Annotated in this window: 10 protein-coding genes and 1 pseudogene; 1 reads left to right on the top strand and 10 read right to left on the bottom strand. The window is 67.3% G+C overall.

Features of this window, described 5'->3' with window-relative positions; all coding sequences use genetic code 11:
* Nucleotides 1–271: 271 nt before the first annotated feature.
* The 3 genes from ACFYXB_RS01330 to ACFYXB_RS01320 form a co-directional block, all read right to left on the bottom strand.
* Complete coding sequence (locus tag ACFYXB_RS01330) at nt 272–1,414, bottom strand: hypothetical protein (protein WP_389576652.1); 1,143 nt, start codon at nt 1,412–1,414, stop codon at nt 272–274.
* A 170-nt stretch (nt 1,415–1,584) separates the two neighbouring features.
* Nucleotides 1,585–2,052 carry a hypothetical protein gene (locus ACFYXB_RS01325; RefSeq protein ID WP_389576650.1) on the bottom strand — a complete coding sequence of 156 codons (468 nt, stop codon included), beginning with the start codon at nt 2,050–2,052 and terminating at the stop codon, nt 1,585–1,587.
* A gap of 192 nt (nt 2,053–2,244) precedes the next feature.
* The gene (locus tag ACFYXB_RS01320) at nt 2,245–2,892 is read right to left on the bottom strand and encodes a hypothetical protein (RefSeq protein WP_389577417.1); all 648 of its coding nucleotides are present in this window, start codon (nt 2,890–2,892) and stop codon (nt 2,245–2,247) included.
* 107 nt (nt 2,893–2,999) lie between these two features.
* Here ACFYXB_RS01320 and ACFYXB_RS01315 point away from each other — a divergent pair, with 107 nt between their 5' ends.
* Nucleotides 3,000–3,338 (top strand): hypothetical protein, encoded by a 339-nt coding sequence (locus ACFYXB_RS01315; RefSeq protein WP_351354115.1) that lies wholly within the window; start codon nt 3,000–3,002, stop codon nt 3,336–3,338.
* Between the two features lie 61 nt (nt 3,339–3,399).
* On the opposite strand, the pseudogene ACFYXB_RS01310 reads toward ACFYXB_RS01315, so the two are convergent.
* From ACFYXB_RS01310 to ACFYXB_RS01280, 7 genes and pseudogenes are all read right to left on the bottom strand, one after another.
* A pseudogene (locus ACFYXB_RS01310) lies at nt 3,400–5,022 on the bottom strand (glycosyl hydrolase 115 family protein); the annotation flags it as partial.
* 439 nt (nt 5,023–5,461) lie between these two features.
* Nucleotides 5,462–6,655: an elongation factor Tu gene (gene tuf, locus ACFYXB_RS01305; RefSeq protein ID WP_351360646.1), complete on the bottom strand. Its 1,194-nt coding sequence runs from the start codon at nt 6,653–6,655 to the stop codon at nt 5,462–5,464.
* 155 nt (nt 6,656–6,810) lie between these two features.
* Nucleotides 6,811–8,937: an elongation factor G gene (gene fusA, locus ACFYXB_RS01300; protein ID WP_389576648.1), complete on the bottom strand. Its 2,127-nt coding sequence runs from the start codon at nt 8,935–8,937 to the stop codon at nt 6,811–6,813.
* A 39-nt stretch (nt 8,938–8,976) separates the two neighbouring features.
* Nucleotides 8,977–9,447 (bottom strand): 30S ribosomal protein S7, encoded by a 471-nt coding sequence (gene rpsG, locus ACFYXB_RS01295; protein ID WP_014674364.1) that lies wholly within the window; start codon nt 9,445–9,447, stop codon nt 8,977–8,979.
* Between the two features lie 2 nt (nt 9,448–9,449).
* A complete protein-coding gene (gene rpsL, locus ACFYXB_RS01290) occupies nt 9,450–9,821 on the bottom strand; it encodes a 30S ribosomal protein S12 (RefSeq protein WP_003948652.1) in 372 nt (123 codons plus the stop codon).
* Between the two features lie 331 nt (nt 9,822–10,152).
* Nucleotides 10,153–10,701, bottom strand: coding sequence for a DUF1707 and DUF4190 domain-containing protein (locus tag ACFYXB_RS01285; protein ID WP_389576646.1), 549 nt, complete (start codon nt 10,699–10,701; stop codon nt 10,153–10,155).
* Nucleotides 10,702–10,886: 185 nt separating this feature from the next.
* Nucleotides 10,887–14,786 (bottom strand): DNA-directed RNA polymerase subunit beta', encoded by a 3,900-nt coding sequence (locus ACFYXB_RS01280; protein WP_351360655.1) that lies wholly within the window; start codon nt 14,784–14,786, stop codon nt 10,887–10,889.
* Nucleotides 14,787–14,879 lie beyond the last annotated feature (93 nt).

Raw genomic sequence — 14,879 nt, 5'->3', positions numbered from 1 at the left:
GGCGAAAGGCCCACCGGGCGCCTGGCCGGTGTCGCGCTGTCACTTCCCGGAAGATTCCCGTACGTCCGCCCCAGTGCTGCCGTGGTGGCAGTTAGGACGACGAGTACTGTGGGACTCGCTTCCAGTCCTCCCGGCGGGAGGCGCGCAGCATCAACACTCGACCGAGCAACTCGGACAGTCTGCCATATGGGGCGGGGGGCTGGCCAATCGGGGCCGAGAGGATACCCGCGGGGAGATGGGGGGCAAACACGGGGGCGGTTCGCTGCGGCGATCACCGCAGCGAGGGATGAGATTCCTGCCGAAGGGTCCACAACTCGGGGTCCATGAACCGGGTCACGTTGTCCGGGTAGACCAGCCGCAGCCCGGAGTACAGAGCGAGTCCGCCCGAAACGGCCCCGACCAGCCCGGCCAGGGCACCTGACACGAGGCCCAGCAGGAAGGGTGCGGCGACCAGGGCAGCGCCTGCCATGAACAGCAGGCTGCGGTCGTGCGCCCCGGGCGCGTACCGCGACGGCCGCGCCATGGATGCGGCGGACAGCGCGGTGTCGGTCTCCCTCACGGGTGCGCGCCCACCGCGCAGCCAAGGCTGCCAGTCCGCCTCGCGGGTCGTTCCCCACACGACGTGCCCGGTGTCGACGACGAACGCGGCCGGCATCTCCCGTTGGTCGTCGGTGGCCGCGATCTCCTTCCACCGGGTGGGCCAGCACAGCCAGCCGGCGTGACCGTCGAGTTGGGCCGCGGCGTCGCGGACGTGCTTGTCCCCTGTCCGTATCCGGAAGGCACTACCGTCCATGGTCCGGAACTGCACGGGCCTGGTGTCGCCGTCCGCCGTGAGCTCGATCCAGTACGAGTTGATCGTGTCCACCTGCCCGACGCTCGCCTTGGACGGCTGCCGGTAGTCCTGCCGGACCATGCCGCCGACGCGCACTCGCACGGCGTGGACCCGCCCGGCAGCGGCGTCCTGCCGAAGCAGCCACTGCGGCTTCTCCAGCTGGTCGGTCAGCAGGCCCATGGCGAACGCGGAGAGAGCCAGCCCGAACAGGAGAGTCACCAGGCACAGCGCACTGGCGAGCAGCGAGCCACCTTTGCCGTAGGCGGCGCGAGCGGCGGCGTACGGCGCCCAGACGGTCAGGTAGACCGCGCCGATCCACCCCCAGTCCCGCCGGACGCTCGCGAGTCGCCCGGGTATCGCCTCCTGCTGTGCCGCGGGCGCAAGCCGCGGCACCGCAGGAGCGGCCCGCACGGCAAGCACCCAGCCGACGGCGAGAAGACCGCTCAGAGCGAGGGCGCCCAGGATGTCGAACCTCGGCGTGTCGGCGTCGTACCGCACGAACACGGCCCCCATCGCGACGGCCGCGCCGAGGAGTGCGGCGCCACCGAGAGTGACAGACAACGGAGTGGAACGGTGTCGCATACAGGCCTCCCCCGACCGTGGCGACTTCGGTGGCGTGAGCATGCCGCGAAGCTGTGGGGAGAGATTATTGCGGAAAGATCGCGGTGCGGAAGGATCGGGGCAGGACGGAGCCGCCACCGCCGCCTCGCGGCAGGTCAGCATCGGCCCCAGCTGAGCAGCAGCCCGCTACCCTACGAGCGGCGCCCGCGCAGGGACCGCCAGGCATCCCCGATGGCGTCCTCGGAGCGCAGCCACCAGCCCTCCAGCTTGTTCCGCACCGTGGTCACAACCCACCGCCACTTGAACCACGGCGGCAGCTCCCGGAACGGCACGAATGTCAGGGTGTCATCGATGGCGTGTACGGCGAGGCCCTTGGGTCCCTCCGCGCGCAGCGCGGCGTACAGCTCCGGGGTCAGGCAGCCGTTGATCCGGGCCGCGGCACCCGCCGCGGTGAACGCGAACCCCCGCTGATTGCGGTCCGGCAGCCGCTTCGCCCTGACAATCCGAGGCGACGCCTCCTCCAGTGAACAGTTGAAGGCCAATCCGATCACCGCCGTACCGAGACGCGACTCGCCGCGCTCGAACGCGGCATCCCACTCCTCGGGGTCGTCGATACCCAGCAGGCCCTCGCCGCTTTCCCAGTCCCACTCGGACGCCATGGCAGACCTTCCCCCGCGGTCCGTCATCCGTCGCACGGCGGGAGCACCCGCTGCTTCTTGATGTTGTCGATCATGCCTGCCTTCTTCAGCTTGGTCAGATCGCCCTGCGTGACGCTCCTCGACGGGTACGAGGACTGAACGTGGCCGTGGTCGATCTCCTTGATGATTGAGCTGCCGCAACACCGACCGGGCTCAGTCCGCGAAGCGGAACGTCGAGGTGATCGCGTCGAACATGTCGAAGAAGCTGTCGGCCAGGTCCAGGACCTGACTGCTGCCCGCGACCAGGGCCACCTTGCCCTCCTGCCCCGGAACAGGGATGTACGTCTGCATCAGTACCGCCCGGATCGTGCGGCCCAGGCTGTCCCCGGGGACCGCGATGTCCTCGATGCCGTAGGTGCGCGCGGCGGGCCCGACGCCGGGGATGTCGACGGTCGTCACCTTCCGCCAGGAGTCGCCCTCCCTCCTCGCCTCCTTCACGGCGAGCTGTGCGGCGATGGCGGCGGGGTCGTTCGAGAGGGGATCGCCGGAACGCGTTCGGCCGCCGACGAGGGAGACGGTGACGGAGCCGGTGATCGGGGTGTCCCCGCCGAAGCTCTCGGCCATGCAACCGCAGTACATCGCACCGGACTTCCAGGCGTCGGCGGCGGCCTTCTGGAGAAACATGGTGTACGTGTCCCGGTACTGCGCCAGCTCGGGATGCGCCTCGACCCGTTCGTTCACCATCCGCCGGATCGAGTCGTCGCGCGACTCCGGCCGGACGTCGAACTCCCACCACGACTCCGGCACCTTGATCCGGAATCCACCGCGCTCGATGGTGAGCGCCTCCATGTAGCGGGCCATGGTGTCGTGTTCCCCCGTTTCGCCGGTCACTTGTTCAGGCAGCATGCTGATGTACGGTGCGATGCCGGCCCAGACTACGAGAACGTACGAGAACGGGGGACGGACACGTGGGCAAGGGCAAGAGCGACCTCTCACTCCCGCTGACCGAGCTGGAGGACTACGGCCGTCGGCTGCGGTCGATCAAGACCCGGCTCAACCACACCAAGAAGCTCTTCGAGTCCTTCAAGGACGACATCGCCGAGGGCAGGGTCAACGACGCCCTCGACGACTTCGAGTCCAACTGGGAGGACGGCCGCGAGGACATCACCCAGCAGCTCGACGCCCTCGCCGACATGTCCGACACGGTGGTCCGCGAATTCAAGAAGCTGGATGACGAGTTGGCGAAGAAGGTCAACGACGCCGTCAAGACACAGGACACCCGGAGCGCGGCACAGAAGAAGGAGTGAGGGCGGGCCGACCGAGCAACGGCAATCAGTCGGCCGCCCGCGCCTCCCCGACGGCTGCTCCTCAGACCCGCAGACTCTCCAACGGTCCCAGGTACGTCGCCGTCAGCCCGCCCGCGTCAATCACCAACCGCTGCAGCACCACCGTGGGATCCACCACCCAGAACTTCAGCCGGTGAACGCCCGCTCCCCCGACGGCGTGCCTCGTGGACGTGCGGTTCACGTTGTCCGACGTGTTGCGGGCCCAGCCCGTGTTCATCGTGCCGTCGTCCGAGCCCGTCGCCGTGATGATGTCGACGGACTGCGGCTCGGCGTCGTCGAAGGACAGCGCGTACCGCAGTCCCTGCCTCCCCAGCGCCGGGTTGCGCGGGGAGACGTACGCCCACACCGTCACCTCCTGCGCGGCGTCGGACAGCAGACTCACCTCGTACTCCGGGCGAGGAGACGACGAGCCCCCCGGCGTCAGCCTCGGCCCCGTCACCGGCCACGGTGTCAGGCCCGCCCCCGTGCGGCCGATGCCGTCCAGTCGACGCCATTCGCCCACCGCACGGTCGTAGTGCTCGGCGTCGATCGCGACGTACCCGCCCGCCTCGACGAAGCCGCGCAGGCCACGCCGGGACACGCCCGCCGCCACGCACGTCACCGTCACCGACTCACCCGCCCCGCTCACCGTCAGTTCCGCCTCGGACCGGCCGGCCGGCGCCTTCGACCAGTCCACGCTCACCTCCAGCCGTACCTGCTGCTCGACCCGGCCCCGGGTCCGGGACACCCGCAGCCACGGGGCCGACACCTCCACCCGGTAGTCGAAGGGCGTACGTCCCCTGTTGAAGACCTCGACGTACTGCTGCGGACGCGTCTGGTACGGGCTGAACTCCGGCAGCCGCGCCCCCGTCGACGCACCCCCGGGCCACCACTGACCCGCGTCGTCGGCGCCGTCCATCGCGACGCCCAGCCCCGCCGCCTCCGGCACCTCGATCCGCTTCACCGCCGGGAACAGCACGTCCGGAATCGCCGCGTTGTTGATCTCCGGCTGCTGCCAGGGCGCATTCGGGCCGTAGCGGTCCACGTCGCCGTAGTCGATGTGCGGCTGCGTCTGGAAGCCCGCCCACTTTCCGTCCGCCACCTGCGAGTTGAAGCGGTCGGCCAGTGCGAAGTCGGTCTGCAGGCCCGCTTCGGCCTCCGTCACCCGGTCGTTCGTCGCCGACCTGCCCTGAGCCGCGTACAGCAGGTTCGTGAACTCGGCCTTGCGCAGGGCGTACAGGTTCGCCGTCGCCTGCACTTCGTAGCCCACCAGCTCGTACCACGCGTCCTGCACCCGCGCCGGCAACCCGCGGCCGATCCGCGCTGCCCGCTTGCCGAGCTCGCGCCACCCCTCCGTGACCCGCTCCAGCTCTCGGTGCCCGAAGTAGTACGGGGTCTCCTGGTCGTCGTACACCACCTGGCCGTCGACCGGAGTGATACGGCGGTTGAGCAGCTACGGCTTGCGGCGGGCCTGCAACTGGCCGTACTCGGCGAGGAGTTCGGCAATCGGCCCCGCCGATGCCACGCCGAAGTTCTGCCGGGCGTACCGCCTCTCCCAGTCCTCCAGCGAATCGAATCCCCAACGGTCCGGATTCCACGCGTAGTTGAGGAAGAACTCCGTCGGCAGCTCGTTCCCCTTCAGATCGCCGACGTTCACCACCCACAGGTCGCCCGCCACCCGTACGACGCCGGGGTGGTCGTCGGCGCTCACCGCGACGGAGGCGCCGACCAGGGAGAAGGCCCCGCCGGCGAAGGAGATGTACGACCCCGGGTCCGTCACGCGCAGCGTCCCGTCGCCGGCGTGGCCCTCGTCCTCGGCCCAGGCAACTCCCGACGACAGCAAGGGCACTGCGGCGATCCCCGCCCCAGTACGGCTCTTCGGCTGACGTGTCCAGACGTGCCTCACCCCTCCACACGAATTTGATAAGTGGCATGACAAATGCTGGGGGGAGTGAAACGAGGGGACAACGGGTCGTACGCGCCGAATAGTTTCGAACGCGCCGGAAGACTCCGGGCAGGGTCCCGGAACGCCGAAAGGCCCGTACGACCGAAGTCGTACGGGCCTCTCGGAGACCTACTGGTTCAGTACCGGGGTCAGGGCAAGATCACTTGTTGATCTTGGTGACCTGGCCGGCGCCCACCGTGCGGCCACCCTCACGGATGGCGAACTTCAGGCCCTCTTCCATGGCGATGGGCTGGATGAGCTCCACCTTCATCTCGGTGTTGTCACCCGGCATGACCATCTCGGTGCCCTCGGGAAGGGTCACGACGCCGGTCACGTCCGTCGTACGGAAGTAGAACTGCGGACGGTAGTTGTTGAAGAACGGCGTGTGGCGGCCACCCTCGTCCTTGGACAGGATGTAGGCCTGCGCCTCGAACTCGGTGTGCGGGGTGACCGAGCCCGGCTTGATGATGACCTGGCCGCGCTCGACGTCCTCGCGCTTGATGCCGCGGAGCAGCAGACCGACGTTCTCACCGGCCTGGCCCTCGTCGAGCAGCTTGCGGAACATCTCGATGCCGGTGACCGTGGTGGTGGTCTTCTCGGTCTTGATGCCGATGATGTCCACGGTCTCGTTGACCTTGAGGACACCACGCTCGATACGGCCGGTGACGACCGTACCGCGACCGGTGATCGTGAAGACGTCCTCGATCGGCATCAGGAACGGCTTGTCGACGTCGCGCTCGGGCTCCGGGATCGCGGTGTCGACGGCGTTCATGAGGTCCAGGACCGACTGCGTCCACTGCGAGTCGCCCTCGAGGGCCTTCAGCGCGGAGACACGCACGACCGGCAGGTCGTCGCCCGGGAACTCGTACTCGGAGAGGAGCTCACGGACCTCGAGCTCGACGAGCTCCATGATCTCCTCGTCGTCCACCATGTCGGCCTTGTTCAGGGCGACGACGATGTACGGAACGCCGACCTGGCGGGCCAGGAGCACGTGCTCCTTGGTCTGCGGCATCGGGCCGTCGGTGGCGGCGACCACCAGGATCGCGCCGTCCATCTGCGCGGCACCGGTGATCATGTTCTTGATGTAGTCCGCGTGACCCGGGCAGTCGACGTGGGCGTAGTGACGCGCCTCGGTCTGGTACTCGACGTGCGCGATGGAGATGGTGATACCGCGCTGGCGCTCCTCGGGGGCCTTGTCGATGTTGTCGAACGGGGTGGCCTCGTTCAGGTCCGGGTACGCGTCGTGCAGCACCTTGGTAATGGCGGCCGTGAGGGTCGTCTTACCGTGGTCGATGTGACCGATGGTGCCGATGTTGACGTGCGGCTTAGTCCGCTCGAACTTCGCCTTCGCCACTGGGGTCCTCCTGTGGAGTGGTTCTGTACGCCTTACTTCATCGGCGCCAGGTGATCTTTGCTGTTAAGTCCCGGAACCCGGGGCAAACATCCGTGAATGCGGGTGTTTGCCCCTGGAGGCTCCGGAGTCAAGCCTAAAGCGTGGAACGCGGTGCGTTACTCGCCCTTGGCCTTCGCGATGATCTCCTCGGCGACGTTCCGCGGAACCTCGGCGTAGGAGTCGAACTGCATCGAGTAGCTTGCGCGACCCGACGTCTTGCTACGGAGGTCGCCGACGTAGCCGAACATCTCCGACAGGGGCACGAGGCCCTTCACGACGCGGGCACCAGCCCGCTCCTCCATGGCCTGGATCTGACCACGGCGGGAGTTGATGTCGCCGATGACCTCACCCATGTAGTCCTCGGGCGTGGTGACCTCGACGGCCATCATCGGCTCGAGCAGCACGGGGCTGGCCTTGCGCGCGGCCTCCTTGAAGGCCTGCGAACCGGCGATCTTGAAGGCGAGCTCGGAGGAGTCGACCTCGTGGTAGCCACCGTCGATGAGCGTGACGCGGACGCCCGTCATCTCGTAGCCGGCGAGGATGCCGAACTGCATGGCCTCCTGCGCACCGGCGTCCACCGAAGGGATGTACTCCTTCGGGATACGGCCACCGGTGACCTTGTTCACGAACTCGTACGAGGCGTCGCCGCTCTCGATGGGCTCGATCGCGATCTGCACCTTGGCGAACTGGCCGGTACCACCAGTCTGCTTCTTGTGCGTGTAGTCGACGCGCTCGACGGCCTTGCGGATCGTCTCACGGTACGCGACCTGCGGCTTGCCGACGTTGGCCTCGACCTTGAACTCACGGCGCATACGGTCGACCAGCACCTCGAGGTGCAGCTCGCCCATACCGCCGATGATGGTCTGGCCGGTCTCCTCGTCCGAGTGGACCTGGAAGGAGGGGTCCTCCTCCGCGAGACGCTGGATGGCGACACCCAGCTTCTCCTGGTCGCCCTTGGACTTGGGCTCGATCGCGACCTGGATGACCGGCGCCGGGAAGTCCATGGACTCCAGGATCACCGGGTTCTTCTCGTCGCTCAGCGTCTCACCGGTGGTGGTCTGCTTCAGGCCCATGACGGCGACGATGTCGCCGGCGCCCACCGACTCGATCTCCTCACGCTTGTTCGCGTGCATGCGGTAGATCTTGCCGATGCGCTCCTTGCGGCCCTTGACGGAGTTCAGCACGGCGGTGCCGGACTCCAGGCGGCCGGAGTACACGCGGACGAAGGTGAGCTTGCCGAGGTGCGGGTCGCTCATGATCTTGAAGGCCAGCGCGGACAGCGGCTCGTCCACGGACGGCTTGCGCTTGATGATCTCCTCCACGTCGCCCACGGCGTGGCCCTCGATGGCCTCGACGTCGAGCGGGGAGGGGAGGTAGCGCACGACCGCGTCGAGCAGGGGCTGAACGCCCTTGTTCTTGAACGCGGTACCACAGAACACCGGGGTGACCGTGGTTTCCTTGGACTTGCCGGACGCGATGGTGATGCGACGGATCGCGGCGTACAGCTGCTCCTCGGAGGGCTCCTCACCCTCCAGGTACAGCTCCATGATCTCTTCGTCGTTCTCGGCCACGGCCTCGAGCAGCTTGCCGCGGTACTCCTCGGCAGCCTCGGTGTGCGTGTCCGGGATGTCGACGACGTCGTACATCTCGCCCTTGGTGGCCTCGGCGGACCACACCAGGGCCTTCATCTTCACCAGGTCGACGACGCCCTTGAAGTCCGCCTCGGCACCGATCGGCAGCTGCATGACCAGCGGCTGGGCACCCAGACGGTCGGAGATCATGTCGACACAGCGGTGGAACTCGGCACCGGTGCGGTCGAGCTTGTTGACGAAGCAGATGCGCGGAACGCCGTAGCGGTCCGCCTGACGCCACACCGTCTCGGACTGGGGCTCAACGCCGGCGACGCCGTCGAACACCGTCACGGCACCGTCGAGCACACGCAGGGAACGCTCCACCTCGACCGTGAAGTCGACGTGGCCCGGGGTGTCGATGATGTTGATGGTGTGGTCGACGTCTTCCAGCGGCCAGTGGCAGGTGGTGGCAGCAGAGGTGATCGTGATGCCACGCTCCTGCTCCTGCTCCATCCAGTCCATGGTGGCAGCGCCGTCGTGGACCTCACCGATCTTGTAGGACACACCGGTGTAGAACAGGATCCGCTCGGTGGTGGTCGTCTTGCCCGCGTCGATGTGGGCCATGATGCCGATGTTGCGCACCTTGGCCAGGTCAAGCGAAGTGGTAGCCATAAGGCTTTCGTCTTCTCTCGGTTCTCGATGGGGTAGCGACTACCAGCGGTAGTGCGCGAAGGCCTTGTTGGACTCGGCCATCTTGTGCGTGTCCTCGCGCTTCTTCACCGCGGCACCGAGGCCGTTGGAGGCGTCGAGGAGCTCGTTGAGCAGACGCTCGGTCATGGTCTTCTCGCGACGGGCGCGGGAGTAGCCCACGAGCCAGCGCAGCGCCAGGGTGTTGGCACGGCCGGGCTTGACCTCGACCGGGACCTGGTAGGTGGCGCCACCGACACGGCGGGACTTGACCTCGAGGGTCGGCTTGATGTTCTCGAGAGCGCGCTTCAGCGTGATGACCGGGTCGTTGCCGGTCTTCTCGCGCAGGCCCTCCATGGCGCCGTAGACGATGCGCTCGGCGGTGGAGCGCTTGCCGTTCAGCAGCACCTTGTTGATCAGGGAGGTGACAAGAGGAGAGCTGTAGACCGGGTCGATGATGACCGGGCGCTTCGGGGCGGGGCCCTTACGAGGCATTCTTACTTCTCCTTCTTGGCGCCGTAGCGGCTGCGGGCCTGCTTGCGGTTCTTGACACCCTGGGTGTCGAGCGAACCACGGATGATCTTGTAGCGAACACCCGGCAGGTCCTTCACACGGCCGCCGCGCACGAGCACGATGGAGTGCTCCTGCAGGTTGTGTCCCTCACCCGGAATGTAAGCGGTGACCTCGATCCCGCTGGTCAGACGCACACGCGCGACCTTACGCAGGGCCGAGTTCGGCTTCTTCGGGGTTGTCGTGAACACACGCGTGCAGACGCCACGACGCTGAGGGGAACCCTCGAGTGCGGGCGTCTTGTTCTTCTCGACCTTGTCCTGCCGGCCCTTGCGGACCAGCTGCTGGATCGTAGGCACTACTTCTCCGGTTTCTGTGTGCCGATAGGTACAGCTAACCTGGAACGTCGCCGACCCACGCGGTCGGGTGTGTCGAATCCCGCAGACCTTCGCCGCGAGGCGAAAAGGGCGCAGATTACGGTGGCCGGTCACAGCTCGCGATGCGGTTGAAGGCACGCACGAGAGCCAGGGCACACCCCAGGCACAAGGTCTGAGCGTACCTACCTCATACGCTGCGGTCAAAACAAATGGGCGACCCCTGCCGACCTGGGCGAACCATGCCAAAGTCCTGAACCACCGACGATCTTCGAATCCACGGCCGTTGATCTTCGCCCGGAACGGTTCACGCAGCTCAGCTCGGCGAGACGAGGGCGGCCGCGATGATGATCGTGAATAACAGCGCCCACCCGGCGATCGACAACCAGCCCAGGATCAGTCCGGTCAGCGCCAGCGCGTCGCCGCCCTCTCCCGTGCGCCGGATCTCCGCGCGGGCGGTGTGGCCCAGGACGACCGCGGGAATGCCCGTGATGCCGGCCGTCATGACCGTCAGGACACCGCAGACCATGGCGCCCACCGCCTTGCCGTTCGCCGGCGGGCGCGGGGCGGGCAGGAAGGTCGCCGGGACGACCTGCGGCACGGCAGGAGGGACCGGAGCGACCAGCACGGGGCCCTGCGGCAGGTCGGCGACCAGCAGCGCCAGCTCCCCCATCGTCCGCGCCTGATACGCCCGTGCGACCCGCTTGTCGAACTCGTCCCGCATGAGCCGCCCCTCGCCGAACCCGGCCCTGAGCACGTCCACGGCGCGCTCCCGGTCGGCGTGCGAGGCAAGCATCGAGGACGACCCGCTCTGCCCCTGCCACGGCTGCCAGGGCTGCTGCTGCCACGGTGTCGGCTGGGACATGGGCACCTCCCCCAGGGCGGCTACCGAATACCGGCCTCTGTCACACTTCAACGCCCATTGTCCGGCATCGGTTCCTGCCTTCGCCTTTCCGCGCGCCGAAAATCACCACGCCGGAATCCGTGCGCCGCGCACGCCGAAGGGCGGTCACCCCGGAAGGTGACCGCCCCTCAACTCAAGCTGCCCGCTTACTGGTTGTACGGACCGTAGTCGTAGTCCTCCAGCGGAACGGCCTGGCCGGAGCCGGTGCCGAACGGCGAGTAGTCGATGTCGTCGTAACCGACGGCCGAGTACATCGCGGCCTTGGCCTCCTCGGTCGGCTCGACCCGGATGTTGCGGTAACGGGACAGACCCGTACCGGCCGGGATGAGCTTACCGATGATGACGTTCTCCTTGAGGCCGATCAGGGAGTCGGACTTGGCGTTGATCGCCGCGTCCGTGAGGACCCTGGTCGTCTCCTGGAAGGACGCCGCCGACAGCCACGACTCGGTCGCCAGCGAGGCCTTGGTGATACCCATGAGCTGCGGACGACCGGAGGCCGGGTGACCGCCCTCCTGGACCACACGACGGTTCTCGGTCTCGAACTTCGAGCGCTCGACCAGCTCGCCGGGCAGCAGCTCGGCGTCGCCGGACTCGATGATCGTCACCCGGCGCAGCATCTGCCGGATGATGATCTCGATGTGCTTGTCGTGGATCGACACACCCTGCGAGTTGTAGACCTTCTGGACCTCGCCGACCAGGTGGACCTGGACGGCACGCTGGCCCAGGATGCGCAGCACGTCGTGCGGGTTGGTGGCACCCACGGTGAGCTTCTGGCCCACCTCGACGTGCTCGCCCTCGCTGACCAGGAGTCGGGCGCGCTTGGAGATCGGGAACGCCGTCTCGTCGCTGCCGTCGTCCGGCGTGATGACCAGCTTCTTGGTCTTCTCGGTCTCCTCGATCCGGACGCGGCCCTGGGCCTCGGAGATCGGGGCGACACCCTTCGGGGTACGGGCCTCGAAGAGCTCGACGACACGCGGCAGACCCTGGGTGATGTCGTCACCGGCCACACCACCGGTGTGGAAGGTACGCATCGTCAGCTGGGTACCGGGCTCACCGATGGACTGGGCGGCGATGATGCCGACCGCCTCACCGATGTCGACCAGCTTGCCGGTGGCGAGCGAACGGCCGTAGCACATCGCGCAGGTGCCGACGGCGGACTCACAGGTCAGGACCGAGCGGGTCTTGACCTCCGAGACACCGCGGGCCACGAGCTCCTCGATGAGGACGTCACCCAGGTCCGTGCCGGCCGGGGCCAGCACCTGACCGTCGACGACGATGTCCTCGGCGAGGCAGCGCGCGTACACGGACGTCTCGACGTTCTCCGCCTTGCGCAGCACGCCGTCCGCGCCGACCTCCGCGATGTGGAGCTTGAGGCCGCGGTCGGTGCCGCAGTCCTCTTCGCGGATGATGACGTCCTGCGAGACGTCCACCAGACGACGGGTCAGGTAACCCGAGTCGGCGGTACGCAGAGCGGTGTCCGCCAGACCCTTACGGGCACCGTGCGTGGAGATGAAGTACTCCAGCACGGACAGACCCTCACGGAAGGACGCCTTGATCGGACGCGGGATCGTCTCGTTCTTGGCGTTCGACACCAGACCACGCATACCGGCGATCTGACGCATCTGCATCATGTTGCCTCGTGCACCCGAGTTCACCATCATGAAGATCGGGTTGGTCTTCGGGAAGTTCTCGTTCATCGCCTCGGCGACCTCGTTGGTCGCCTTGGTCCAGATCGCGATGAGCTCCTGCGTGCGCTCGTCCTTGGTGATCAGACCGCGCTCGTACTGCTTCTGGACCTTCTCGTCCTGCGCCTCGTAGCCCTTGACGATCTCCTTCTTCGCCTCGGGAACGACGACGTCGGAGATGGCGACGGTGACGCCGGAACGGGTGGCCCAGAAGAAGCCGGCCGCCTTCAGGTTGTCGAGCGTCGCCGCCACGATGACCTTCGGGTAGCGCTCGGCGAGGTCGTTGACGATCTCGGAGAGCTGCTTCTTGCCGACCTCGTAGTCGACGAACGGGTAGTCCTCGGGCAGCAGCTCGTTGAAGAGCGCACGGCCCAGGGTCGTCCGCAGGCGGAAGGTGTCACCCTGCTGCCACTCGGGCTCACCCTCCTCCTGCGCCGGCGGGGTCCAGCCGCGCGGCGGGATGGTGCCCACCGGGAAGCGGATGTCCACGCGCGACTGCAGCGAGAGCTCGCCGGCGTCGAACGCCATGATCGCCTCGGCCACGGACGCGAAGGAGCGGTCCTCGCCCTTCACGTTCCGCATCTCGCCGTCGGTGGTGAGGAAGAACAGACCGAGGACCATGTCCTGGGTCGGCATCGTCACCGGACGGCCGTCGGCCGGCTTGAGGATGTTGTTCGAGGACAGCATCAGGATGCGGGCCTCGGCCTGCGCCTCCGCGGACAGCGGCAGGTGCACGGCCATCTGGTCACCGTCGAAGTCCGCGTTGAACGCGGTGCACACGAGCGGGTGGATCTGGATGGCCTTGCCCTCGACCAGCTGCGGCTCGAAGGCCTGGATGCCGAGGCGGTGCAGGGTCGGCGCACGGTTCAGCAGCACCGGGTGCTCGGCGATGACCTCTTCGAGGACGTCGTACACGACGGTGCGGCCGCGCTCCACCATGCGCTTGGCGCTCTTGATGTTCTGCGCGTGGTTCAGGTCGACCAGACGCTTCATCACGAACGGCTTGAACAGCTCGAGGGCCATGGCCTTCGGCAGACCGCACTGGTGCAGCTTGAGCTGCGGGCCGACGACGATGACGGAACGCGCCGAGTAGTCGACTCGCTTGCCGAGCAGGTTCTGACGGAAGCGGCCCTGCTTGCCCTTGAGCATGTCGGACAGCGACTTCAGCGGACGGTTGCCGGGGCCCGTGACCGGGCGGCCACGACGGCCGTTGTCGAAGAGCGCGTCGACGGCCTCCTGGAGCATGCGCTTCTCGTTGTTCACGATGATCTCGGGCGCACCGAGGTCGAGAAGCCGCTTCAGGCGGTTGTTGCGGTTGATGACGCGGCGGTACAGGTCGTTCAGGTCGGAGGTCGCGAAGCGGCCACCGTCCAGCTGCACCATCGGACGCAGGTCCGGCGGGATGACCGGCACGCAGTCGAGGACCATGCCCTTGGGGCTGTTGGAGGTCTGCAGGAAGGCAGACACGACCTTCAGCCGCTTCAGGGCACGGGTCTTCTTCTGGCCCTTGCCGGTGCGGATGATCTCGCGGAGCTTCTCGGCCTCCTCGTCGAGGTCGAAGGACTCCAGGCGCTTCTGCAGCGCCGCGGCACCCATCGAGCCGTCGAAGTACGTGCCGAAGCGGTCACGCAGCTCGCGGTAGAGCAGCTCGTCGCCCTCGAGGTCCTGGACCTTGAGGTTCTTGAACCGCGTCCACACCTCGTCGAGACGGTCGATCTCGCGCTGCGCACGGTCGCGCAGCTGCTTCATCTCGCGCTCGGCACCCTCGCGCACCTTGCGGCGCACGTCGGCCTTGGCACCCTCGGCCTCGAGCTCGGCCAGGTCGGCTTCGAGCTTCTTGGCGCGGGCCTCCAGGTCGGCGTCGCGACGGTTCTCGACCTGCTGGCGCTCCACGGAGACGTGCGCCTCCAGGGAGGGCAGGTCGCGCGTACGGCGCTCCTCGTCGACGTACGTGATCATGTACGCCGCGAAGTAGATGACCTTCTCGAGGTCCTTCGGGGCCAGGTCGAGCAGGTAACCCAGACGCGACGGGACGCCCTTGAAGTACCAGATGTGCGTGACGGGCGCGGCCAGTTCGATGTGGCCCATCCGCTCACGACGCACCTTGGCGCGGGTGACCTCGACGCCACAGCGCTCGCAGATGATGCCCTTGAAACGGACACGCTTGTACTTGCCGCAGTAGCACTCCCAGTCCCGAGTGGGGCCGAAGATCTTCTCGCAGAAGAGGCCGTCCTTCTCGGGCTTGAGGGTGCGGTAGTTGATGGTCTCGGGCTTCTTGACCTCGCCGTGGCTCCACTGGCGGATGTCGTCAGCGGTGGCCAGGCCGATCCGGAGCTCGTCGAAGAAGTTGACGTCGAGCACTATGCGTCAATCCCTCTCAGGGTTGTGAGTCTTGGGGTCTGATTCGGGGGTCCTGGGGCCGGCGGGCCTTGATCGCTCAAGGCCCGCCGGACT

Origin of the sequence: Streptomyces sp. NPDC002619 (genome assembly GCF_042889305.1) — a bacterium.
GTDB lineage: Bacteria > Actinomycetota > Actinomycetes > Streptomycetales > Streptomycetaceae > Streptomyces.
Note: the sequence above shows the minus strand (reverse complement) of the source record. Positions and strands in the feature narration are given on the sequence as shown.

What these genes read in the sequence shown, in the direction of transcription:
- ACFYXB_RS01330 (WP_389576652.1), bottom strand. Translation starts at nt 1,414, where the DNA reads ATGCGACACCGTTCCACTCCGTTGTCTGTCACTCTCGGTGGCGCCGCA.
- ACFYXB_RS01325 (WP_389576650.1), bottom strand. Translation starts at nt 2,052, where the DNA reads ATGGCGTCCGAGTGGGACTGGGAAAGCGGCGAGGGCCTGCTGGGTATC.
- ACFYXB_RS01320 (WP_389577417.1), bottom strand. Translation starts at nt 2,892, where the DNA reads ATGGCCCGCTACATGGAGGCGCTCACCATCGAGCGCGGTGGATTCCGG.
- fusA (WP_389576648.1), bottom strand. Translation starts at nt 8,937, where the DNA reads ATGGCTACCACTTCGCTTGACCTGGCCAAGGTGCGCAACATCGGCATC.
- rpsG (WP_014674364.1), bottom strand. Translation starts at nt 9,447, where the DNA reads ATGCCTCGTAAGGGCCCCGCCCCGAAGCGCCCGGTCATCATCGACCCG.
- ACFYXB_RS01285 (WP_389576646.1), bottom strand. Translation starts at nt 10,701, where the DNA reads ATGTCCCAGCCGACACCGTGGCAGCAGCAGCCCTGGCAGCCGTGGCAG.